Annotated in this window: 22 protein-coding genes, 5 tRNA genes and 1 riboswitch; of the genes, 17 read left to right on the top strand and 10 right to left on the bottom strand. The window is 57.5% G+C overall.

Annotated elements, in window-relative coordinates:
• Window positions 1–64 precede the first annotated feature (64 nt).
• A riboswitch (cobalamin riboswitch) is annotated at window positions 65–272 on the bottom strand.
• Window positions 273–350: 78 nt separating this feature from the next.
• Entirely contained in the window at window positions 351–1,124 is a 774-nt protein-coding gene (locus H7850_RS11300; RefSeq protein ID WP_227369630.1) for a glycerophosphodiester phosphodiesterase family protein, read from the bottom strand.
• A 270-nt stretch (window positions 1,125–1,394) separates the two neighbouring features.
• Here H7850_RS11300 and H7850_RS11295 point away from each other — a divergent pair, with 270 nt between their 5' ends.
• Complete coding sequence (locus H7850_RS11295; protein ID WP_227369629.1) at window positions 1,395–1,967, top strand: hypothetical protein; 573 nt, start codon at window positions 1,395–1,397, stop codon at window positions 1,965–1,967.
• A 176-nt stretch (window positions 1,968–2,143) separates the two neighbouring features.
• Here the strand turns inward: H7850_RS11295 and H7850_RS18250 are convergent, their stop codons facing one another.
• Both H7850_RS18250 and H7850_RS11285 read right to left on the bottom strand, forming a co-directional pair.
• Window positions 2,144–3,031 (bottom strand): DMT family transporter, encoded by an 888-nt coding sequence (locus H7850_RS18250; protein WP_227369628.1) that lies wholly within the window; start codon window positions 3,029–3,031, stop codon window positions 2,144–2,146.
• A 64-nt stretch (window positions 3,032–3,095) separates the two neighbouring features.
• Complete coding sequence (locus H7850_RS11285) at window positions 3,096–3,710, bottom strand: LysE family translocator (protein ID WP_227369627.1); 615 nt, start codon at window positions 3,708–3,710, stop codon at window positions 3,096–3,098.
• Between the two features lie 155 nt (window positions 3,711–3,865).
• Here H7850_RS11285 and H7850_RS11280 point away from each other — a divergent pair, with 155 nt between their 5' ends.
• Together H7850_RS11280 and H7850_RS11275 are read left to right on the top strand one after the other, a co-directional pair.
• Window positions 3,866–4,414, top strand: coding sequence for a DUF488 family protein (locus tag H7850_RS11280; RefSeq protein ID WP_227369626.1), 549 nt, complete (start codon window positions 3,866–3,868; stop codon window positions 4,412–4,414).
• 111 nt (window positions 4,415–4,525) lie between these two features.
• Window positions 4,526–5,503, top strand: a complete 978-nt coding sequence (locus H7850_RS11275; protein WP_227369625.1) for an NADPH:quinone reductase — start codon at window positions 4,526–4,528, stop codon at window positions 5,501–5,503.
• 89 nt (window positions 5,504–5,592) lie between these two features.
• Here H7850_RS11275 and H7850_RS11270 read toward each other — a convergent pair whose 3' ends face one another.
• The 4 genes from H7850_RS11270 to betI form a co-directional block, all read right to left on the bottom strand.
• A complete protein-coding gene (locus H7850_RS11270; protein WP_227369624.1) occupies window positions 5,593–8,043 on the bottom strand; it encodes an acyl-CoA dehydrogenase in 2,451 nt (816 codons plus the stop codon).
• Window positions 8,044–8,200: 157 nt separating this feature from the next.
• Window positions 8,201–9,889, bottom strand: coding sequence for a choline dehydrogenase (gene betA / locus H7850_RS11265; RefSeq protein WP_227369623.1), 1,689 nt, complete (start codon window positions 9,887–9,889; stop codon window positions 8,201–8,203).
• 21 nt (window positions 9,890–9,910) lie between these two features.
• The gene (gene betB / locus H7850_RS11260; protein WP_227369622.1) at window positions 9,911–11,380 is read right to left on the bottom strand and encodes a betaine-aldehyde dehydrogenase; all 1,470 of its coding nucleotides are present in this window, start codon (window positions 11,378–11,380) and stop codon (window positions 9,911–9,913) included.
• Window positions 11,381–11,424: 44 nt separating this feature from the next.
• Window positions 11,425–12,021: a transcriptional regulator BetI gene (gene betI, locus H7850_RS11255; RefSeq protein ID WP_227369621.1), complete on the bottom strand. Its 597-nt coding sequence runs from the start codon at window positions 12,019–12,021 to the stop codon at window positions 11,425–11,427.
• Window positions 12,022–12,149: 128 nt separating this feature from the next.
• Between betI and H7850_RS11250 the strand changes: the two genes are divergently transcribed.
• From H7850_RS11250 to H7850_RS11225, 6 genes are all read left to right on the top strand, one after another.
• Entirely contained in the window at window positions 12,150–13,103 is a 954-nt protein-coding gene (locus H7850_RS11250) for a choline ABC transporter substrate-binding protein (protein WP_227369620.1), read from the top strand.
• Window positions 13,104–13,180: 77 nt separating this feature from the next.
• A tRNA-Met gene (locus H7850_RS11245) sits at window positions 13,181–13,257 on the top strand.
• A 145-nt stretch (window positions 13,258–13,402) separates the two neighbouring features.
• A tRNA-Asn gene (locus tag H7850_RS11240) sits at window positions 13,403–13,478 on the top strand.
• 28 nt (window positions 13,479–13,506) lie between these two features.
• A tRNA-Asn gene (locus tag H7850_RS11235) sits at window positions 13,507–13,582 on the top strand.
• A gap of 28 nt (window positions 13,583–13,610) precedes the next feature.
• Window positions 13,611–13,686 (top strand) — tRNA-Asn (locus H7850_RS11230).
• A gap of 119 nt (window positions 13,687–13,805) precedes the next feature.
• Complete coding sequence (locus H7850_RS11225) at window positions 13,806–14,582, top strand: hypothetical protein (RefSeq protein ID WP_227369619.1); 777 nt, start codon at window positions 13,806–13,808, stop codon at window positions 14,580–14,582.
• A 30-nt stretch (window positions 14,583–14,612) separates the two neighbouring features.
• Here H7850_RS11225 and H7850_RS11220 read toward each other — a convergent pair.
• Window positions 14,613–14,689 (bottom strand) — tRNA-Pro (locus tag H7850_RS11220).
• 221 nt (window positions 14,690–14,910) lie between these two features.
• Between H7850_RS11220 and H7850_RS11215 the strand changes: the two genes are divergently transcribed.
• Together H7850_RS11215 and H7850_RS11210 are read left to right on the top strand one after the other, a co-directional pair.
• On the top strand, window positions 14,911–15,267 hold the full coding sequence (locus tag H7850_RS11215; protein ID WP_227369618.1) for a CidA/LrgA family protein: 357 nt from the start codon (window positions 14,911–14,913) through the stop codon (window positions 15,265–15,267).
• Window positions 15,268–15,269: 2 nt separating this feature from the next.
• On the top strand, window positions 15,270–15,998 hold the full coding sequence (locus H7850_RS11210; RefSeq protein WP_227369617.1) for an LrgB family protein: 729 nt from the start codon (window positions 15,270–15,272) through the stop codon (window positions 15,996–15,998).
• A 9-nt stretch (window positions 15,999–16,007) separates the two neighbouring features.
• Here the strand turns inward: H7850_RS11210 and H7850_RS11205 are convergent, their stop codons facing one another.
• Window positions 16,008–16,406, bottom strand: coding sequence for a hypothetical protein (locus H7850_RS11205; RefSeq protein ID WP_227369616.1), 399 nt, complete (start codon window positions 16,404–16,406; stop codon window positions 16,008–16,010).
• A 226-nt stretch (window positions 16,407–16,632) separates the two neighbouring features.
• Here H7850_RS11205 and H7850_RS11200 point away from each other — a divergent pair, with 226 nt between their 5' ends.
• The 5 genes from H7850_RS11200 (at window position 16,633) to H7850_RS11180 (ending at window position 21,205) form a co-directional block, all read left to right on the top strand.
• Complete coding sequence (locus H7850_RS11200) at window positions 16,633–16,806, top strand: DUF2970 domain-containing protein (protein WP_227369615.1); 174 nt, start codon at window positions 16,633–16,635, stop codon at window positions 16,804–16,806.
• A 136-nt stretch (window positions 16,807–16,942) separates the two neighbouring features.
• On the top strand, window positions 16,943–18,061 hold the full coding sequence (gene coxB, locus H7850_RS11195) for a cytochrome c oxidase subunit II (protein WP_227369614.1): 1,119 nt from the start codon (window positions 16,943–16,945) through the stop codon (window positions 18,059–18,061).
• A 41-nt stretch (window positions 18,062–18,102) separates the two neighbouring features.
• The gene (gene ctaD, locus H7850_RS11190) at window positions 18,103–19,746 is read left to right on the top strand and encodes a cytochrome c oxidase subunit I (RefSeq protein ID WP_227369613.1); all 1,644 of its coding nucleotides are present in this window, start codon (window positions 18,103–18,105) and stop codon (window positions 19,744–19,746) included.
• A 38-nt stretch (window positions 19,747–19,784) separates the two neighbouring features.
• Window positions 19,785–20,348 (top strand): cytochrome c oxidase assembly protein, encoded by a 564-nt coding sequence (locus H7850_RS11185; protein WP_227369612.1) that lies wholly within the window; start codon window positions 19,785–19,787, stop codon window positions 20,346–20,348.
• Entirely contained in the window at window positions 20,345–21,205 is an 861-nt protein-coding gene (locus H7850_RS11180) for a cytochrome c oxidase subunit 3 (protein ID WP_227369611.1), read from the top strand. Before H7850_RS11185 ends, H7850_RS11180 begins: the two co-directional genes overlap by 4 nt.
• 27 nt (window positions 21,206–21,232) lie before the next feature.
• On the opposite strand, the gene H7850_RS11175 is transcribed toward H7850_RS11180, so the two are convergent.
• Window positions 21,233–21,427, bottom strand: a complete 195-nt coding sequence (locus H7850_RS11175; protein WP_227369610.1) for a DUF2909 family protein — start codon at window positions 21,425–21,427, stop codon at window positions 21,233–21,235.
• Between the two features lie 15 nt (window positions 21,428–21,442).
• Between H7850_RS11175 and H7850_RS11170 the strand changes: the two genes are divergently transcribed.
• A complete protein-coding gene (locus H7850_RS11170) occupies window positions 21,443–22,153 on the top strand; it encodes an SURF1 family protein (RefSeq protein WP_227369609.1) in 711 nt (236 codons plus the stop codon).
• Window positions 22,154–22,157 lie beyond the last annotated feature (4 nt).

The following is a 22,157-nucleotide window of genomic DNA, read 5'->3' as shown; positions in this document are numbered from 1 at the left end:
TGGTGACGAACGCAATACGCCGGCAAGCCCAATAAAAGCCGCCACTGGCGAAGCCCTCCGCATCAGCCAGTGCAGAGATTCAGGCCGGTCTCCGGACTGACGCGGGGCGGAACCCAAATATTCCGCCGATCGATGACACCTTCCCATCCCTTCGGACAGTGGCCGGCTTGAATGATGCTCTAAAGCCTTGCCATCGATATGCGCGATCACCGTTGCGGGGGCAGTGTGGAGCTTTCATCCACTTCCCGGGCACCTGGATCTCAACGATCGGGAATTCTGATTGGCGTAATAGTCCAAGTCAATCGCTGAGACGCACCGAGTTACCAAGAGATGTTCAAAAAAAGAGGCGCTCAAAAAGGCACTAGACGTCCAGGATCGTCGCTGATAGCGCTGTCTACACCCCATTCGCGTAGTCGCGCAAACACTTGTGGATCGTTGACGGTGTAGCACAAGAGTTTATAGGAGCTTGAAGCCATGGCCAGCGCTGTTCTGGCATCCAGGCGACGCCAATCGACGTGCAGGCTATAGGCGCTCAGTCGCATTGCAGTTTCAGCCCAGTTACGCGGCGGCTTCTTGTGCAGAACGGCCAAATGCAGTTTCTCGGGATCGGGTTCTCGTGCTCGCAGGGTTTCCAGTGCCACCTCGCTGAACGACGAGAGGATCAACCGCTGGGCTGGCAATGCCTCCATCAGCCGAGGCAGCACCGCATCGACGAGTGCACGGGCATCGCGGCCTGGGTTGACCTTGATCTCGAGATTGAGGCTTAGATTCAACACGTCGACAAGGGCTAGCATCTCATCCAGAGTCGCCATGCGCTCACCCGCGAAGGATCTATCGAACCAGCTGCCCACGTCGAGCCGTTTGGCGCGAGCAATGTCCATGTCTCGCAGTTTGCCCCAACCATTCGAGCAGCGCCGGACGCCGCTGTCGTGCCAGATGACCGGCGTGCCATCCCCCAGCAGTTGAACGTCGAGTTCGATCCAGCGCGCTCCCTTGGCATGGGCGGCCCTAACCGCGGACAGGGTATTCTCCGGCGCCCTGGCGGAAAGCCCGCGATGGGCCATGGTCGTCGTCAGCACTGGAGTCGATTTAGTCTCGGCGAGCGGCACGGGGGCGTTGCTCATGAATGATGCTCTCGGAGTGATGGAGGAGGTGATCAATGCACCTTACGGCCTTGGCTGTCTAGCTGCCTACGCTAGGCTAGCGCAGTTTGATGACAAAAATCACCAATGCGATAGCAGCGCCAAACGATATGCTTTATTGATACATGAACGTGGTCCGACTCACCCAGGCGCAGTCTTGGTACGACACGGGAAAGCCTGCTAATCTGCGAGCTTTTGCCTGTCTACCGGTTCCGCTTGCGGGCAGAGCGATAATTTTTTGGAGCAATGTCGATGAAAGTGGTGCACGTAAAGGATGAAACCCAGCGCGACGCCTGTCTCGCGCGGCTGTGCGCCGAGGTTTACGGTCATGACGCGGGTATTGCGCCACTGGCTATCTTCGCCGGCACCTTGAGTGTGCTGGTCACCCAGGAAGCAGCCCGGGTGCTGGCGCTGATCGACAATGAATCGCGACCGATTGCATTGGCGCTGCTGGTACTCGATGAGTTGGGTGAAAGCATGGAAGTGGTGCTGCTCACCGGCCTGGACAGTGACACCGTGGCCCAGCCTGCGGAACGCTTGATTGGTGAGCTGGCCCTCAAGGCGCCGCTGCGAGTCAACGCGATGAATGCCGATCAGGAAAAGATGTTCCGAGAGTGCGGTATCAAACGCTGGTTCGATGGCCCGGATGGCACCCGCATCGGCGTAAGTTCCAGGCACGCTGCCACCAAGCTGGACGACATTCCACGCACCATGCACTTCGATCAGCGGGCGGTGATTCAAGCCTTCAAGCAGGACAAGGCCATATTCGATGGCTACAAAGAGCGCTTCGTTCGCGGTCTCGAGTCTTTTCCGGAAGTGTTGTGAATAGAAAAGACGTCTAGCCGTCGCATAAATGACGTTCCACCTCTATTGGTATGATGGGTAACAGTTCATTAGACGAGCATTTTTAGGTCCAGGCTCGATGATTCCAGCCTGACCATGCGCCTTCTGTACCGTGTAGAAGCATGCTTAAAGAAAAGGGGCTATATCTATTATTCCGATCAATGCTTGCGGTGTGGTAGCGCAAGGAGTCCAGCCCCTACGATGATAGCTATTCCAAGCAAGGCTGGTATGTCCGGCAACTCGCTGAAGAATATACCTCCCCAAATCAAGCTGAACACCAGATAGCTGTAATCGAACGCGGCTATGGCCGCGGGTGGGCCATTCTGATAGGCAATGGCCGCGCCGACACTACCAACCAGGATAGCCACGGCGAGAATCGCCACAATACCAATCAGTTTTACATCGAGGTCTTGCCAAGGTCCGAGGATGAACGATCCTTCTTGCCCCGAGAACATGCCGAGAAATACCCCACCGACGATGAATGCGATATTCAGTGCGAGGGCGAGCGCAAACGGATCGTCGCTACGACACTTGACTGAAGTAAGAACCATCGCGCAGGCGTATAAAAATGCTGCAAGGAGAGGCAGCAGGGTGGCGATCTGAAACCCGGATGTATCGGGTCGGAGCACGAGAACAACGCCGCCAAACCCGAGCGCAATGGCGAATAGAGTGCGAGGCCGTGGCCATCGCCGGGCAAGAATCGCGGCGATGATCGTTATCAAGATGGGAGAGGTGTAATAGACCGCAGCCGCCAATGAGAGAGGCATAAGCGGTAGAGATACGTAGTAACTCATCCACATGAGGACTAGCAGAGCGCTACGGATGATGACCCAGAACAGCGATCCAAACGGAGTGAAGCCATTGCGCCATGTTAGCCACCCCAGGACTAGCATGGCGAGAGCTGAGCGAAGGATATACATCTCCCAGAGCGGCAATGACAGACTGGTTGCCTTGATGATCGCGTCGCCTAGAGATAAGGCCATAACGGCAATGATTACAGCGAGAACAGCTCGTCCAGTACCATAAGTATGGTGTACTGCCGTCACAGGTTATTGTTTCCCTTGCAGATCGTTCCTCGATGCTGCTCTACGATTTTCATGATCGTGGGCTTCAGGGCCGACGCATCGCGGCAACCAATGCTCCTGCGCCTATCAGGCAACCTGCGCCGCTGCGGTGCAGTACGCGCCGCAGGCGTGCCGTCAGAAACCTGCCGCCACTGGTAGAAAGCAGGGTATAGGACAGGTCTGTCAGAACACCGAGAACCAGGAATGTCGAGAAGAGGATCGCAAGTTGGGGGAAAAGTGGCTGATCCGCTGCCACGAACTGCGGCATGAACGCCATGAAGAACAGTATGCTTTTGGGATTGAGCACGGTGATCAGAAAGGCCTTGGCGGTGCCTAGTCGGATATTGACCCCCGCTGGCTTCAGATCACCCAGCTGGCCGGCTTCACGCCACATCTTGACGCCAAGATAAATCAGATAGGCGGCCCCTAGCCATTTGAAAATGCTGAACCATTCGGCGGATGCCATCAGTAGCGCACCGACGCCGGCAAAGGAAAGCGTCATGGCGACCAGATCGCCCAGGAAAAAGCCTGGCAGCAGAGCCAATGCGGCTTTACGGCCACGATTGATACCGGTTGCAATCAGCAGCGCCACGGCAGGCCCTGGCGAGACGAGGATAAGCACCGAGGCTAGAGCGAAGGAGATCCAAATTTCCAGCGACATGAGCGTTCCTTGTTGGGTGTTGTCAACTCGTCATCGATAATTGCACGATACGTTTGCGGTCACCATTGATTCCTTGGTACGACTTGCAAGACTAAACTCAAATGCTTCCAAGGCTGGAAGCATACTCGGCACAGATAATATAAGGGATTACTGTGGTGAAACATGCCTTTTATACGGTAGGTCACTCGACTCGCACGCTAGATGAGTTCGTCGCGTTGCTCGGCGTGGCCGAAGTCGAGCATGTCGTCGATGTCAGGGCCATGCCGCGCTCGCGTACCAACCCCCAATTCAATCATGATGAACTATCCGACTCCCTTGCGCCACTGGGTATCGGTTACTCGCACAGCGCTGAGCTGGCCGGCCTGCGTAACCGGTCGAAAACCGTCGAGGATGAGGTCAATGGCTACTGGCACAACCGCAGCTTTCATAACTATGCGGACTATGCCTTGTCGGAAACGTTTCGCGAGGGGCTTACTGCGTTGATCGAACTCGGTCACCGCCAGACGTGCGCGATTATGTGCGCGGAAGCGGTATGGTGGCGTTGCCACCGACGTATCATCGCCGATCATTTGCTTCACCGCGGCGAGCAGGTCTATCACCTGATGAACGCCGATCGTATCCAGCCCGCGACGATGACCGAGACGGCCCAGGCCAACGAAAACGGTGACCTCGTCTACCCGAGTCCCGATAAAGAGGATTCATGAGGTGCGCGCATCGTTTGCGTATGAATGACAGCGCAGCCTATTCCTGCGACCCTTGTGCAAGATCGAATGTACGAGATCGAATCCTTCCCAGTTGAAAAAGGAGTGTTCACGATGCCAAAACGTATCCAGTTTTCTCAGACCGGTGGTCCTGACGTGCTCGAATTCGTGGACTTTGAACCAGAGGATCCCAAGGAAGGCGAAGTGCGGATCAAGAATCATGCGGTGGGGTTGAACTTCATCGACATCTACTTCCGCACCGGTTTGTATCCGGCGCCGACAATGCCGTCGGGTCTTGGTACCGAAGGCGCCGGCGTGGTGGAAGCCGTGGGCGAGGGCGTCACCGAGTTCAAGGAGGGGGATCGGGTCGCTTACGCCTTGGGGCCGCTGGGTGCCTATTCCGAAGTGCATACACTGCCGGTGGAAAAGGTGGTTAAGCTACCCGACGATGTTGCCTTCGAGACGGCGGCAGGGTGCATGCTCAAAGGGTTGACGGTGCAGTATCTGCTGCGCCAGACCTATCGCGTACAAAAGGGTGACACCATCCTGTTTCACGCCGCCGCCGGGGGTGTGGGATCGATTGCCTGCCAATGGGCCAAGGCGCTCGGCGTCAAGCTGATCGGCACCGTGGGCTCCGAAGAGAAGGCCGAACTGGCCAAGAAGAACGGCGCCTGGGCGACCATCGACTACACCCAGGAAAACGTGGTCGAGCGGGTGCGTGAATTGACCAATGGCGACATGGTGCCGGTGGTCTACGACTCCGTGGGCAAGGATACCTGGGAAACCTCCCTGGACTGCCTGCAAAAACGCGGCCTGATGGTCAGTTTCGGCAATGCCTCAGGGGCCGTCGAAGGCGTGGATGTCAGCATTCTCAACCAGAAGGGCTCGCTTTATCTCACGCGGCCGAGTCTTGGAGGCTATGCCGATACTCACAAGCGCTTGGAGCAAATGGCCGGTGAGCTGTTCGAGATGCTGGAAAGCGACAAGATCAAGATCGACGTTGCCCAGCGCTATCCGCTTGAGAAAGCCGGGGAAGCCCAGGCGGCATTGGCGGAGCGCAAGACCACTGGCTCTACCGTATTGTTGCCGTGAACGACGCTAGCGTTTCTTAGTCGCTATAAACGGATCGCCCCGGCTACAAGCCGGGGCGATTTGCTTCTATGGTGACTCAGGACTGCCAATCAAGTGGCGTCATGCCATACGATCTTATCCTTGTGAGACGCAAAAGTGTCGAAGGCGAAGTCATCGACGCTGAGCATTTCCAGCACCTCCTTCTCATAGCGACGCATGAAGTCCGCATCCTCCTGATCGATCAGCCCAGCCTCCAATGCCGCTTCGACACGCTGCTCCGGATGCAGCGCTTGTGCCGGCAGGGTGCCCTTGGCATAGGCCTTGTTGATGGCGCGATAGAGCGGTTCGGCCCGGTCGTATTCCGCCAATAGGGCGTTGTAGCGCGCCAGGGGGTTGTCCTGCTGTCCCTTCTCCTGGGTGTTCCAGGTATCCGCGGTCAGCTTGTGACGCAGGGCGGTATCCGTGGAAACGGCCCGGGCAATCTCGCGAGTCAGGCTGTCTTCCGGGCGCTTCCAGCGGCGACCCAACGGCATGGTGATGACCGCCAGCGTCTTGCCCAGGGCGTGATTGGGCAGGTTGTCGAATAGCTCGACCATTGCCTGCTCGGCGCGATAAAGCAGGGTCTGACAGCTGTAGTGCAGGAGTGCCGCTTCGTGCTCCACGCTGTTCCCGGCATGCCACTGCTTGAGCACCATGGAGGTCAAATAGAGGTTGGAAAGCACGTCTCCCAGGCGCGCCGAGATCATCTCCCGCTTCTTGAGTTCGGAGCCTAGGCTCACCATGGCGGCATCCGCACATAGGCCGAAGGCTGCCGAGAGGCGCGCGACATCCTTGGCGTAGGGCGCTGCGACATCATCGAAGGGCACGCTGTGGCGTGCCATGCCCAGACCTTGCACGAAAGCCCGCGCCGCGTTGCCGAAGATCAGGCGAATATGGCCGAAGAAGGCCTTGTCGAAGGCGCGGGCGTCGTTGGCGTCCTTGGCCGCCAGTTCGTCCAGCACGTAAGGGTGGCAGCGAATCGCGCCCTGACCGAAGATCATCAGGTTGCGGGTCATGATGTTGGCGCCTTCCACGGTGATGGACACCGGCACGGCGCTCCAGGCCTGACCCAGATAGTTGCGCGGGCCCAGGGTGACGGCGCGTCCGCCGTGCACGTCCATGGCATCCGCCAGGATGCTGCGCTGGAATTCCGTCAGCTGACTCTTGAGAATCGCCGAGGGTACGGCGGGTTTTTCGCCATGGTCGATCAGGTTGGCAGTCTGCATGACCGTTGCCTGGGCGATATAGGCATGGGCGGTAAGACGCGCCAAGGGCTCCTGCACGCCTTCCATTTCCGCCACCGGCATATTGAACTGACGGCGGATGCGGGTAAAACCGCCGGCCCAACCAACCGCATAGCGACCGGCGCCGGCGGCACCGGAAGGCAGGGTAATGCAGCGGCCCACGGACAGACACTCCACCAGCATGCGCCAGCCCTGACCGGCCATGTCGGGGCCGCCGATGAGATAGTCGAGAGGAATGAATACCTCGTTACCGACGATCGGCCCGTTCATGAAGGGACTGCCGATGGGATAATGACGTCGACCGATCTCCATGCCCTTCGTATCCCGAGGGATCAGGGCACAGGTGATGCCGAGGTCGGTTTCGTCCCCCAGCAGCTTGTCGGGGTCGAACATACGAAAGGCCAGGCCGACGACGGTAGCGATCGGTGCCAGGGTGATCCAGCGCTTCTCGAAGGTGAGTTTCAGGCCCAGCGCTTCTTCGCCATTGTGGGTGCCATGACAGACGATGCCCACATCCGGCAGTGAGGTGGCGTCGCTGCCGGCGCGCGGGCCGGTCAGGCCAAAACAAGGGATTTCACGACCGTCCGCCAGGCGGGGCAGGTAATGGTCTTTCTGTTCTTCGGTGCCATATTTGAGCAGCAGCTCACCTGGGCCGAGAGAGTTGGGAACGCCCACGGTGACAGTCAGGGTCTCGTTGAGTGAGAGCTTTTGCAGCACTGCGGATTGCGCCTTGGCGGAAAATCCGAGCCCGCCGTACTGTTTGGGAATGATCATGCCGAAGAAGCGTTCCTTCTTCAGATAGTCCCAGAGCTCTTGGGATAGATCCGCACGCTCTACTGAAATCTCCCAGTCGTTGCACATGCCCGCGGCCACGGCGCATTGATGGTCCAGGAAGGCGCGCTCCTCGTCGCTTAGCCCATCATCGTTGTAATCGAGCAGGCGCTGCCATTGCGGCTTGCCGGAGAATAGCTCCGCATCCCAGGAGACGGTGCCGGCTTCCAGAGCCGTGCGCTCGGTATCGGATACCTTGGGTGCCACCTTGTGAAATAGCGCCAGCACCCGAGGTGTGAGCCAGGCGCGGCGCAGCGCCGGCAGCCCGCAGGCCGCGATGACGATGGCGCCGAGAATGAACAGCACACCGATGATCGGCGCACCGAACAGCAGGCCGATGACGCCAAGAATGGCCAGCACGCCCAATGCGGACATGGCGCCCGCTTCACGGCGTGCCACTTCTACAAGCCCGACGATGGCCAGCACGACCAAGAGTAATTGAAGCATATGCGTCTCCAGGGGAATCAGTAGCTGCGTATTCGAACAGTTGTTTGAATTGGTCAGCTTAGTTCAAACAAATATGATTGACCAGCACGTAATCGCTGGATAATGCCCCGTGTTTGAATCATTAGTCTTATAGAGTTTGTCACTCAGGCATCGGCTATCAAGAAGCTCCTTGTCGAAGCCCTCGCTCATCGGCGATGGTGTAATAGGGCACATCCGCCGCTGGCAGCGGTTCGTGCCCACGTACTTTATCTGCCATCTTCTCGGCGATCATGATGGTGGGGGCGTTGAGGTTGCCTGTAGTGATCTGCGGCATGATCGAGGCATCGATGACGCGCAGGTTTTCGAGACCATGCACGCGCCCGGCGCCATCCACCACCGCCATTGGGTCACTCTTGTTACCCATCTTGCAGGTCCCACAAGGGTGATAGGCAGTCTCGGCATTCTGGCGCACGAATTCATCGAGTTGAGCATCCGTCTGTACATCCGGCCCGGGAGCAATTTCGCGGCCGCGATATTCGTCCATCGCCGGTTGGGCGATGATCTCCCGAGTGATGCGAATTGCCGCGCGAAACTCTTCCCAGTCCCTGTCATGGCTCATGTAGTTGAACAGAATGCTGGGCGCCGCCTTGGGGTCGCGAGAGGTAAGGCGCACACGACCGCGGCTCATGGAGCGCATGGACCCCGCATGGGCCTGAAAGCCGTGGGCCTGCACCGCGCTCTTGCCGTTGTAGCTGATGGCGATGGGCAGGAAATGGTATTGCAGATTGGGCCACTCCTCGGCGTCGTTGGTGCGGATGAAACCCGCCGCCTCGAACTGGTTGCTGGCGCCGACACCCTTGCCCTGGAACAGCCATTGGGCACCGATCTTGGGTTGGTTCCACCACTTGAGCGCCGGATAGAGGGAAATGGGCTTCTTGCATTCGTACTGAATGTACATCTCCAGATGATCCTGAAGATTCTCGCCGACACCGGGCAGCTCGTGTACCACGGGAATATCGAACTCTTTGAGCTGCTCGGGGTTGCCCACCCCGGAGCGCAACAGGATCTGCGGTGAGGCAATGGCACCGCCGCACAGCAGCATCTCGCGTCGGGCGTGCACTTCCTGAACCTGGCCTTTGCGGGAATAGTTCACACCCACGGCTCGCTTGCCTTCAAACAGGATACGATCCGTGGTGGCGTGGGTCTCTATGGTCAGGTTGTCCCGCTGCTTGGCGATATCCAGATAGCCCCGAGCAGTGGAAGAGCGCCGCCCTTGGCGAGTAACGAAGCGATCCATCGGCCCGAAACCCTCCTGCTGATAGCCGTTGACGTCATCGGTGGCAGGGTAGCCTGCCTCGACGCCGGCCTTGATAAAGGCGCCGTAGAGTTCGTTGTTGCCTTCCTTCGGCGTGGTTACTGAAATCGGCCCATCGCCGCCATGATAGTCGTTGGGACCAATATCCCGGGTTTCCGCCTTCTTGAAGTAGGGCAGGCAGGCGAGATAATGCCAATCTTCCAGCCCTGGCGTCTTGGCCCAGTTGTCGAAGTCCAGCGCATTGCCGCGTAGATAGCACATGCCGTTGATCAGCGACGATCCGCCAAGTCCCTTGCCGCGTCCGCATTCCATGCGGCGGTCGTTCATGTAGGGTTCCGGGTCGGTCTTGAAATCCCAGTTGTAGCGCTTGCCCTGCAGCGGGTAGGCCAGCGCCGCCGGCATCTGGGTGCGAAAGTCAAAACGGTAATCCGGGCCGCCGGCTTCCAGCAGCAGCACCGTCACATCCGGGTCTTCCGTCAAGCGGGTGGCGAGCACGTTACCCGCTGAGCCGGCACCGATGATGACGTAGTCGAATTCTCGTGGCTGCGCCATACGCACTCTCCTCTGAAGTAATTAAAAGACGGCCGGGAATGGTCCCATCTCGACCTGCACCGACTTGATCTGGGTGTAGTGTTCAAGTGATGAAAGGCCGTTTTCGCGCCCGATACCGGACTGCTTGTAGCCGCCCACCGGCATCTCCGCCGGGGAGTCGCCCCAGGTGTTGATCCAGCAGATACCCGCTTCGAGGCGATGGATCACGCAGTGGGCGCGATTCAACCCCTCGCTGAAGAGTCCCGCTGCGAGACCATAGGTGGTGTCATTGGCGCGCCGAATGACTTCTTCCTCATCGTCGAAGATCAGGATCGACATGACCGGGCCGAAGATTTCTTCCTGCACGATGCGCATGTCGTCTGTGCAATCGGTAAAGACCGTGGGCTCCGTCCAGGCGCCTTTTGCAAATGCGCCTTCAGTCATTCGCTTGCCGCCGGCCAGCAGTCGTGCGCCTTCCTGGGGGCCGAGTTCCAGGTAGCCCAGCACCTTGTCGAGATGCTCGAAGCTGACCAGCGGGCCAAAATTGACCTTCGGGTCCAGCGGGTCGCCGGCCTTGATGCGCGCCACCCGCGCCAGAACCTTTTCCTCGAAGGCGTCCTTGATCGAGCGCTGCACGAAAACCCGAGTGCCGTTGGTACACACCTGGCCGCTGGAATAGAAGTTGGCCATCATCGCTGCGTCTGCGGCGCGCTCGAGATCCGCGTCATCGAACACGATCAGCGGCGACTTGCCGCCCAGCTCCATGGTCACTTCCTTGAGGGTTGACGCGGCAGCGGCGGACATGACTTTCTTGCCGGTGCCGGCTTCGCCGGTGAAAGTGATCTTGTCGATATCTGGGTGTTCGCTGAGCATGGCGCCGACATCGCCAGCCCCCTGAACGACGTTGAACACGCCATCCGGCAGACCGGCCTCACTGAAGATTTCCGCGAGCTTAAGGGTGGTCAGCGGGGTGACCTCGCTGGGTTTGAATACCACCGCGTTACCCGCAGCCAGGGCCGGGGCTGCTTTCCAGCAGGCAATCTGGATCGGGTAGTTCCAGGCACCGATGGCCCCCACCACGCCCAGCGGCTCGCGCCGGGTATAGACGAAGGAATCTTCGCGCAGGGGAATCTGGGTGCCTTCGATGGCGGGTGCAAGCCCGGCGTAATACTCCAGGGAATCCGCACCGGTGACGATATCCACCGTCGAGGTCTCGCTAATCGGTTTGCCGGTGTTCAGGGTTTCGAGATGGGCCAGCTCGTCGTTGCGCTCTCTCAACAGGGCTACCGCGCGCTGAAGAACACGGCTGCGCTCCATGCCGCTCATGGCACCCCAGACCTTCTGGCCTTTACGGGCAGAGGCGACGGCGCGATCCACATCCGCTTTTGAGGCCTGCTGGATGGTCGCAAGATGCTCGCCGTTGGCCGGGTTGGTGACCTCGAAGGTCTCGTCGGAGGTGGCATCTACCCGCTGGCCGTCGATAAAGAGTTGCTGGGTTTCCAATGAAGCCATAGTGCCTCCTGCAGATTGAAAGTTGTTAAAACGCTCATCCTCGCTCAGGCGAAGGTTTCGGTGTGTTTAAGCTGGCCATCCAGATAGTCATAGGCGATACGGCGAGCGCGTTCGACGTCGAGGGTTTCCGAGGCCAGTGCGCCACGCAGCCATAGCCCGTCGATCAGGGCCGCGAGTCCGCGTGCCGCGTCCTGTGCCTCTTGACGATCCAGGCAGCGGCGAAACTGGAAGCATAGGTTAGAGTAGAGGCGTCGGTCGTTGACCCGCTGCAACCGCTGCAGATTGCCCCGATGCATGCTCGAGGCCCAGAACGCCAGCCAGGTTTTCATCACCGACTGACTGACCTGGTGCTCGTCGAAGTTGCCATCGATGATGGCGCGAATCTGTGCACGGGGTGAGTCCTCTGCCCGTGCCCTGCGCTGGGCGATGCCCTTGCCTAGCTCGCTGAGTACCTGGCGCATGGTGGCGTCGAGCAGTCCTTCTTTGCCACCGAAATAGTGGCTGATGATGCCGGTGGAGACATTGGCTCGATTGGCGATGCGCGCGATGGTGGCATTGGCAAGCCCGGCTTCATCGATCGCCTGCAGAGTGGCCTGCACCAATTGACGGCGCCGGATGGGCTCCATTCCTAGCTTTGGCAACGCAGCGTCTCCTCTACAAACGCTTGAATGCAAGAGTCCCCGATAGTCCGTATGTCGAGGATTGGACAAGATCAAGTAGTATGGGATATGTTTATTGAACGTTCAATCAATAAAAAGGATTGCCCTGCATGAACTACAAGACAACTACTCGATGTATTGTCGGCTGTTTGCTTGCCACTAGTGCTTCCTTGACTATGGCGGAGGTACCAGAGAGCTGCCAGACGGTACGCTTGGCGGAAGTAGGGTGGACGGATATTACCGCCACTACCGCACTCACCAGCGAAGTACTCGAAGGGCTGGGCTACGAGACCCGGAGCGATACCGTGTCGGTACCGATCGCCTATGCGGGCATGAAAAACGGTGACTTCGATGTCTTTCTGGGCAACTGGATGCCCTCCATGGCCTCGATCAGCGATCCCTATATCGAAAAAGGGCAAGTGGATCGGGTGGCGACCAACCTCGAAGGGGCCAAGTACACTCTGGCAGTGCCACAGTATGTGTACGATGCCGGCGTCACTTCGATAGCGGACCTCGATAAGGATGCCGAGAAGTTCGATAGCCAGTTGTATGGCATCGAGGCGGGTAACGACGGCAACATGATCATCCAGAACATGATCGATGACGATGCTTCTGGCCTGGGTGACTGGGAGTTGATCGACTCTTCCGAGGCAGGGATGCTATCCGAGTTGAAGTCGAAGACTCGCAATGAAGAGTGGATGGTTTTTCTAGGTTGGGAGCCGCACCCCATGAATACCAATTTCGACATGGCCTATTTGAAAGGTGCTGACAGTTACTTCGGTCCGAATCTGGGTGGCGCCACGGTGCACACAAACACGCGAAGCGGCTATGTCCAGGAGTGCGGTAACGTCGGTACGCTACTGAAGAACCTACAGTTCTCCCTAGAAATGGAAAACCAGATCATGAGCGCCATCATGGATGAAGGCGACAAGCCGCGCGAGGCTGCGCGCAGCTGGCTGCAGGAAAATCCTGGCGTGCTCGATGCCTGGCTAGAAGGCGTCACCACGGTGAAAGGTGAGCCTGGTCTGCCGGCGGTGAAGGAATTCATGGGTGTCGAAGGCTAAAAGAGAGTGCTGAGGATTCGCTGACAAGGCGGTTGCCAAGCGGTTTGTCAGCGGGCATAATTTGGCCGCGTTGGAAGGGCTACGTAGCTCAGTTGGTTAGAGCACATCACTCATAATGATGGGGTCCCCTGTTCGAGTCAGGGCGTAGCCACCAGAATTAAAAAGCGTCCGCCAGATAGTTTGGTGGACGTTTTTGCGTTATTCGCATTAGTGGCGTAGTTCAAAGGGCGGATGCCAAGCACTTGATGCCTTGACGGAAGTTTCTCGTTACGTATACTACTGCCGCGTGTTCAAGATGTTCCCCGATAGCTCAGTTGGTAGAGCAAATGACTGTTAATCATTGGGTCACAGGTTCGAGTCCTGTTCGGGGAGCCAGCATTTTGTATCACCATAATTCGGCGATTCCCCGATAGCTCAGTTGGTAGAGCAAATGACTGTTAATCATTGGGTCACAGGTTCGAGTCCTGTTCGGGGAGCCAACCTCCCGCCGAAGTCCGCTTTCGATGTTCCCCGATAGCTCAGTTGGTAGAGCAAATGACTGTTAATCATTGGGTCACAGGTTCGAGTCCTGTTCGGGGAGCCAGCGTTTCTCCGCTCGAAGCCCTTTTCAGGCTCTGAGTTCTCCTAAGCCAGCTTGTCAATCTCCAGCAACTGACTTGTAATCAGTTGAACGGGCAATCAGACCGACGGTGGAGAGTGTGCATGAAGGAATCGTTCCCTGACAAAGCTCGGCACGAAAGCGATGAACAAAAACTTGAACCATGGTACGCAAGACGAAAACGTTCTCTTCTCGCTGTAGCCGCTTTCGGCGTCCTCGCAGGGCTTGCCTTCTTCTATCTGCACAGCGGCCACATCGAAGGAGGCGCTTTCGTCAGCCTTCTCACGCTGGCCTTTGGTGTGGGGCTCGTCACGTTGATCTGGCCGCGCATCACCCATATCACGATCCTGGGCAGCGAAATCAAGCTGCAGCGCTTGACGAAAGAGGCGGAAACCCTGGTCGCAGAGCTCGATTCCGGCAAGATAGATCTTTATCGAACGGCATTGGGCCTCATGAAGCATTCCGCTCAGCCTCAGGAAGATGAGAGTGGGGCGCTAGGTGAGCGCAGTGCCTCTCTCGTCGAATTGCTTGGCAATATCGAAAAGGCCCGTTTACTAGAGGTGTTGGACGAAGAGGCCTTGTCGACCACGGATAGGGTTATCGACGAGCTTGTATGCAATGTGTCGGATCAAGCCCATCTCCCTACTGATCGCCATTCGGCATCCTTGATATCAAGAGCCCAGGCGGTGATCCAGCAGTTTGACGAAGGGGAGGCGGTCAATGAACGGCAAGGCATCCTGGGGGTGGATGGTAGCGACTCGAGTTCTGAACTGTTCAAAGCCGTCGAGGACTTGAAAATGTTGCTTCGTTATCGACAAAGAATTCAGGAGCTGCGTACCAAGCACGGCTTGGAAGCAACAAAAAACCGCCACCTGGCATGATCCGTAAGTGGCGGTTTTTAATAATCTTTCTGGTCGGAGCGACAGGATTCGAACCTGCGACCTCTGCAACCCCATTGCAGCGCGCTACCAAGCTGCGCCACGCTCCGATTTTCGTCTTCGAATTCCTGCCTTTCTTTAAATCAGTATGTGCTGATATGGCTGGCATGGAACGAGGCATATACTAGCGATTTCCGTATCAAATGCAAGCCTGGAATCGGCTTTCGTTTCAATCGGTTGTCACTGATAAAACGATTGCCGAAGAGAGTGCGTCGCAACGTCCAGCTTTCGTTGTACTATTTCGCGACTTCAATACAGAGCGGAGGCAGTGATGCCACTGATTATCGGCATGAGCGTGTTGCTGGGATGCCAGTTTCTCGGCGAGTTGTTATCCAGGGGGCTGACCATTCCGGTGCCTGGGCCGGTGCTGGGCATGGTGATTCTATTGATCGGGCTGTTGATCAATGGCCATGTGCCGGATGCTCTGCGCAAGACCGGTGAAGGGCTTCTGCGCTATCTGACCTTGCTGTTCGTACCCGCAGGGGTCGGGCTGATGGTGCATTTCGAGTTGATTCGTGCCGATTTCTGGACGTTGATAATCACCCTGGTGCTTTCGACGGCGATTACCCTGGCGGTAACGGCAAAGGTGCTTGATAGGCTGGCTAGACGCTATACCCGGGGGAGATAGCCATGAACTTTGTCTCGATCGACCAGCTCTGGGTCTATCTATCCGGTAACCCCTTGTTGTCGCTGCTGGTGACTCTGATTGCCTTCATACTGGCTACCCGCATCAATCGTCTGCTGGGCGGTTCGCCGTTTGCGCATCCGGTATTGGTCGCAATTGCCTTGTTGATTGCCTTTCTGCTGATTACCGGTATCGACTATGGCACCTACTTTCAGGGCGCCCAGTTCATCCATTTCCTGTTAGGGCCGGCAACCGTAGCTCTGGCAATCCCGCTGTTCGATCATCGCGAACGCGTGCGGCGCATGTTGCTGCCGATTTTGGTGGCCTGTGTGACGGGTATTGGCGTCGCGGTCGCTTCGACTCTTGGTATCGGTCTATTGCTGGGGGCTCAGCGCGAAACGCTGCTTTCATTGGCGCCACGCTCCGTGACGTCGCCGATTGCCATGGGTATCGCGGAACAGATCGGGGGTATTCCTTCCCTGGCCGCCGGGCTGGTCCTGTTGACCGGCTCAATCGGTTGTGCGCTGGGGCCACTGATCTTTCGCTGGCTCAATGTCAAGGACCCGAGTGTTCAGGGCTTTACCATGGGGCTTTCCGCCCATGGCTTTGGTACGGCGCAAAGTTTTGCTTCACTGGGGGCGATGGCGGGAGCGTTTGCCGGCCTGGCCATGGGCCTGACCGGCATGTTGACTGCTTTTCTGCTGCCGTTGATCACCGCGCTGTTTGGCCTGTGAGATAGTCTGTCAGCATATTTCTTCCCAGATACGTTTTCGGAAATCTGTGGATAGGCTCGAGCCTTTTGACATGCGGTTCATCGCTGCCTGGGTGACATCGCTAGCGACATCCTGGTAGTGGGCTGCCATGGCGGCGGGGTTGCGCAGCAATTCCTGGTTCATTGCACCCTGGGCCATCCTCTCAGTCGAGTTTGCCATGACCTTGAAAAACTCGGCCTCCTGATGCATAGCGTTTCCCAGCATATCCCACCAGATCAGTTGGAGTCGGGTGGTCGCATTCGCTGTTTCCATCCATTGCTGTAACCACCAGACCGGCGTTCCAAAAGCGTCGTCGTTAGCCAATGTGGATGGAAACGGCAGTGTACCGAGGCTTGTCTTCTTTAAACGGTTGGAACTGGTTGTTGCCATTGGATCCTCCGAGTAGCTTGCATTCGGGACCGCAGTGCTACGCTTTGGTAATTTTTACCCTCTATGGTTAAAGCGTAGTCCGTCCTGGTAGTCATGGGGGGCGGGCGATGAACTTTCTGGTTATAACTTGATACAGATCATGTTCCAGCGTTGAATCGAGCCTTGTGCAAAAATCTGGCGCTGATTCTGGGTGGGAGTAGCGACAACGTTATCGAGGGAAATAACCATGTGGGATGTCGTTAAATCGGTTCTGGCTGCATTCTTCGGCGTACAGCAGGATCAGCGCCGACGTAAGGATTTCGAACAGGGTAAGGCAGGTGCGTTCATTCTGATCGGCATTCTCCTGGCGCTGTTGATGATTGTCATTGTGTTTGTGGTCGCTAGCATGGCCGCGGGTTGAATTCATCCGCGTTTAATTTCGTGATGTCTCGTTTCCCACAATTCCAAAAGCTCTTCTATACTCCTCATACACATGCCTGAATTAGTCATCTTTTAGCTAGTCGCTCCAACGTATTAAAACAACTAAGGAGGAGGGGATGCGCAAGATGTTCACTCTCGCTGCGTTACTGGCGAGTCTCGACAGTTCGTACTCGATTTCTCATGCATCAGATTGGAACATGCCGGTAGGCGTCTCTCAGGTCAGTCGCGACGTTTATGGCCTGCACATGATCATCTTCTGGATCTGCGTGGTAATTGGTTTGATCGTATTCGGCGTGATGTTTTACTCCTTATACCGTTACCGACGATCAAAGGGCGCTAAAGCGGTGCAGTTTCACGAGCACACGACGATTGAAATTGTCTGGACGGCCATCCCCTTTCTCATTCTCATCGCCATGGCGATTCCCGCCACCGCCACTTTAAAAGACATGTACGACGCCTCGGAGTCGGATTACGACGTGATGATCACCGGTCATCAGTGGCGCTGGCAGTACGACTACATGGGAGAGGATGTAACCTTCTTCTCCAACATGAGTACACCCAGAGAACAGATTGCCGGCACCGAGGAAAAAGGCGAACACTATCTTCTCGAGGTCGATCAGCCACTTGTACTGCCGGTGGATCGCAAGATTCGCTTGCTGACCACTTCCGCGGATGTCATTCACTCCTGGTGGGTGCCGGATCTGGCGGTCAAGAAGGATGCCATTCCCGGATTTGTCAATGAATCCTGGACGCGAATCGAGGAGCCGGGCATCTATCGTGGGCAATGCGCCGAGCTGTGCGGCAAGGATCATGGGTTCATGCCGGTGGTGGTACATGCCATGGAGCAGGAGCAGTTCGACGCCTGGCTCGCCGAGCGTAAGCAAGAGGCCGCTGCAGAGGCGGGTGGCGTCGATCGCGAATGGGCGCTCGAGGAGCTGGTCGAGCGGGGCGAAAAGGTCTACGCCACCATTTGTGCTTCATGCCATCAGGCGGAAGGCCAGGGCATGCCGCCGACCTTCCCGGCCCTGGCAGGGAATCAGACCTTGATGGATGACCTCGATAGACACATCGACGTCGTCGTCAACGGCGTGTCAGGTTCGGCAATGGCGGCTTTCAGCGGCACACTGAGCCCGGTGGATATCGCCGCGCTCATAACGTTCGAGCGTAATGCCTGGGGCAATGATACCGGTGATGCGGTACAGCCTGCAGATATTCAGGCGCTTGTTTCCCCCTAGCAGGTATGAGTACGCAAGCTGACTTGCGAGGAGAATGATCGATGGCTCCCAAATCACCCCCCAAGGCAACGCTCGAGCACAGCCAGAGCGCATCCGGTAGCGCCGCGGCGCATCATGTGGAGGAACGCCACTATCGCAGTGGACCGCTGCGCTGGTTGTTGACCACCAATCACAAGGAGATCGGGTCGCTATATCTGATCTTCTCACTGTCGATGTTCATGATCGGCGGTGCCATGGCGCTGATCATTCGCCTGGAGCTGTTTCAGCCGGGCCTGCAAATGGTACAGCCCGAATTCTTCAATCAGATGACTACCATGCATGGCCTGATCATGGTGTTTGGCGCGGTCATGCCCGGCTTCGTCGGCCTGGCCAATTGGATGATTCCGCTGCAGGTCGGAGCGCCGGACATGGCGCTGCCCCGGCTCAACAACTTCAGCTTCTGGCTGTTGCCTATCGCCTTCACCTTGTTGTTGTCGACCTTGCTGATGCCCGGGGGCGGCCCCAATTTCGGCTGGACCTTCTACGCGCCGCTCTCCACCACCTACGCGCCACCATCCACAACGTTCTTCATCTTTGCGTTGCACATGGCGGGGATCAGCTCGATCCTCGGGGCGATCAACATCATCGCCACGATCCTCAATCTGCGGGCGCCGGGCATGCGCCTGATGGACATGACGTTGTTCGTCTGGACCTGGCTGATCACCGCTTTCCTGCTGATCGCGGTGATGCCGGTGCTGGCGGGTGTCATCACCATGATGCTGCTGGATATCAATTTCGGTACCAGCTTCTTCAACGCCGCCGGCGGCGGCGATCCGGTGCTGTTCCAGCATCTGTTCTGGTTCTTCGGGCATCCCGAGGTATACATCATGATCCTGCCGGCCTTTGGTATCGTTTCGGTGATCATTCCCACCTTTGCCCGCAAGCGCCTGTTCGGCTATGCCTCCATGGTCTACGCCACGGCCTCCATCGCCATTCTGTCATTTCTGGTCTGGGCGCATCATATGTTCGCGGTAGGACTGCCCTTGGTGGCGGAGCTATTCTTTATGTACACCACCATGCTGATTGCCGTGCCTACCGGGGTGAAGGTGTTCAACTGGATCACCACGCTGTTTCGCGGCGAGATCACCTTCGAGACGCCGATGCTGTTTGCCCTGGCCTTCGTCGTACTGTTCACCATTGGTGGCTTCTCGGGGTTGATGCTGGCGATCGCTCCGGCGGATTTCCAGTATCACGATACTTATTTCGTGGTCGCGCACTTTCACTATGTGCTGGTGCCCGGAGCGGTGTTCTCGATCATGGCGGCGGTGTATTACTGGTTGCCCAAGTGGACCGGCCACTACCCGGACGAGCGACTTGGGCGCTGGCATTTCTGGTTGTCAGTGATCGGTGTCAATCTGCTGTTCTTTCCCATGCACTTCGCCGGGTTGGCGGGCATGCCCCGCAGGATTCCGGATTACGCCCTGCAGTTTGCCGACTTCAATATGGCCTCGAGCATCGGTGGCTTTCTGTTCGGGTTTTCTCAACTGCTGTTCATTTGGGTCATCGTCAAATGCGTACGTGGCGGAGTGAAGGCGCCGGCCAGCGCCTGGGAGGGCGCTACGGATCTGGAGTGGACCGTACCCAGTCCGGCACCACTGCATACCTTTGAAACGCCACCGGACCTGCGTGGCTTCAAGTTTCATTAAGGAAAATGGAGAGCCGACGATGTGGAAGGAGTGCTGACATGACGCCCGTACAGCGTACGGTCATGAAGACCCTGTTTGCCCTGGTGATGATGGTAGGGTTCACGGTTGCTCTGGTGCCGCTGTACGACGTGTTCTGCAACATCACCGGACTCAATGGCAAGGCGGCGAGTCAGCCTCGCGCGATCGTCAGCGGTGATGTGGATGAGTCGCGCTATGTCACCGTGCAGTTCATCACGCGTACCGGTAGCGGGTTGCCCTGGCGGCTGACGGCGCTGGATCGGCAGGTACGCGTTCATCCCGGACAGGCCCATGAGGTGCGCTTCGCCTTCGTCAATCACGGCAAGACCGCGAGTCGTGGCCGCGCGGTGCCCAGCGTCAGCCCGTCGGAAGCCTCCTTGCACTTGCGCAAGATCACATGTTTCTGTTTTCAGGAGCAGCGCCTTCAGGCCGGCGAACGGCTCGAACTCCCCTTGATGTTCCAACTTTCCAGGGATCTGCCAGAAAACGTGCATACCGTCACCCTGGCCTACACCCTCTATCCCACGGCGGAGGAGACGCTTTCCTCTAATGTGATCGCACTCACCCAAGGAGGTGGCGCATGAGCGGCGGCAGCTATTACGTACCTGCAAGTAGCAAATGGCCCATCCTGGCGGGTTTGGCCGTGGGTTTGTTCATGATCGGTACGGGCATCGTGCTGGTGTTCGATACGGGAATGGTGCTGTTACCCATTGGAGCGGCGGCAATCATCACCGTCATGGCACTGTGGTTTCGAGATGTCGTCAGGGAGTCTCGAGGTGGGCTCTACGATGCTCAGATGGACCGTTCCTTTCGCTGGGGCATGGGCTGGTTCATCTTCTCGGAAGTCATGTTCTTTCTCGCGTTTTTCGGTGCGCTGTTCTATGTACGGGTCTTTGCGCTGCCCTGGCTGGATGGCGAAGGGGCAAAGGGCGTCAGCGCCTTGCTATGGCCGGACTTCGTTGCCGGATGGCCTTTGATGAATCCCCCGGATACGAACGTGCTTGGCCCCGAGGCCATCGTCAGCCCTTGGCAGTTGCCTCTGGTCAATACACTCTTTCTGGTGACATCGAGCATCACCTTGACGCTTTCTCATGAGGCATTCAAGGAAGGCTACCGCGACACCGCCCGTAATTGTCTGGCCATCACGGTGTTGCTGGGCGTGCTCTTTCTGATCGTGCAAGGGATCGAGTACTACGAGGCTTATCATCACCTGGGCATTACGCTTCAGGCTGGCATCTATGGATCGACCTTCTTCCTGTTGACGGGCTTTCACGGTGCCCATGTCACCATCGGGGCCATCATTCTCGGTGTCATACTCTGGCGAGTTCAGAAGGGGCATTTTTCAGCCCACAATCATTTCGGTTTCGAGGCTGCTGCCTGGTATTGGCACTTCGTCGACGTGGTGTGGATCGGGCTGTTCATTTTCGTTTACGTATTTTGAGTCGGGCCTATTCGCGTTTCGAATACGCTAGGTCTGGCCCAGGTCGCCCACATAAAAACCGTAGAGCAACAAGAGGATGAGTAGCGTCGCCAGGCTGACGCGGATCTTGAGAGAGGTCAGCAGGCGTCTGGACTGGCTATCATCATGAATCAGATAACCGGCCCCCATCAATAAGCTGGTGAGCATGGCCAGAAAGACAGCGGCAATCAGTATTTTGAGCATGAGGTACTCCCGGTGATGAGCTCTTTCAGTTCAAACAAGCTTGCCTCCGGCGTCAAGAAAAAGTCGCTGTGGTGGCTGAGTTGGAGTCTGGTGATTGCACTTGGCCTGGTGTTGGGAAGCTGGCAGTGGCAGCGGGCCGATGAAAAGCGCGATTATCTTGCACGGCTCGAAGCAGCCCCCAGTTTGACCATGCCTGAACGCTCGCCACCGCTTGGCGCCGAAGTGACGGTGAAAGGGCGTTTTCTGCCGGAGCAGACTCACTTTCTGGACAATCGGGTACTTGATGGGCGCGTAGGGGTCGCGGTGCTTACGCCTTTGATCGATAGCGCCGGGCGTTACTGGTTGATCGAACGAGGCTTCGTCCCTTCTGGGCCGGAACGAGTCGACCCCGTCATCAAGACCCCGGTTGGACAGGTCGAGATCGGTGGGCGATGGCAAGCACAAGGTCAGGATGAGGCCTTGCTGTTTGGGCCGAATCAGGAGGGGCGGCGAGTGCAACGAATCGATCTTTCAGTCTGGTCAGGTGATCTATCGTTTTTGCACGCGGGCTGGCTGCATCAACAGACCGGAAAGGGGCATTTCGCTTCCTGGTGGGTGCCTGCGGTCATGCCGCCCAGTCGCCATCTGGGTTATGCCTTTCAGTGGTGGGGGCTCGCCTTGGCGGCCAGCATCGTCATGTGGTTGGGAAGACCCCGCGTTGCCGGACTCAAGCGCTCTGGAGGATAAACCC

This window comes from Halomonas sp. M20, assembly GCF_020622265.1.
Lineage (GTDB): Bacteria > Pseudomonadota > Gammaproteobacteria > Pseudomonadales > Halomonadaceae > Modicisalibacter.
This window is presented reverse-complemented; position numbering and strand designations above follow the sequence as displayed.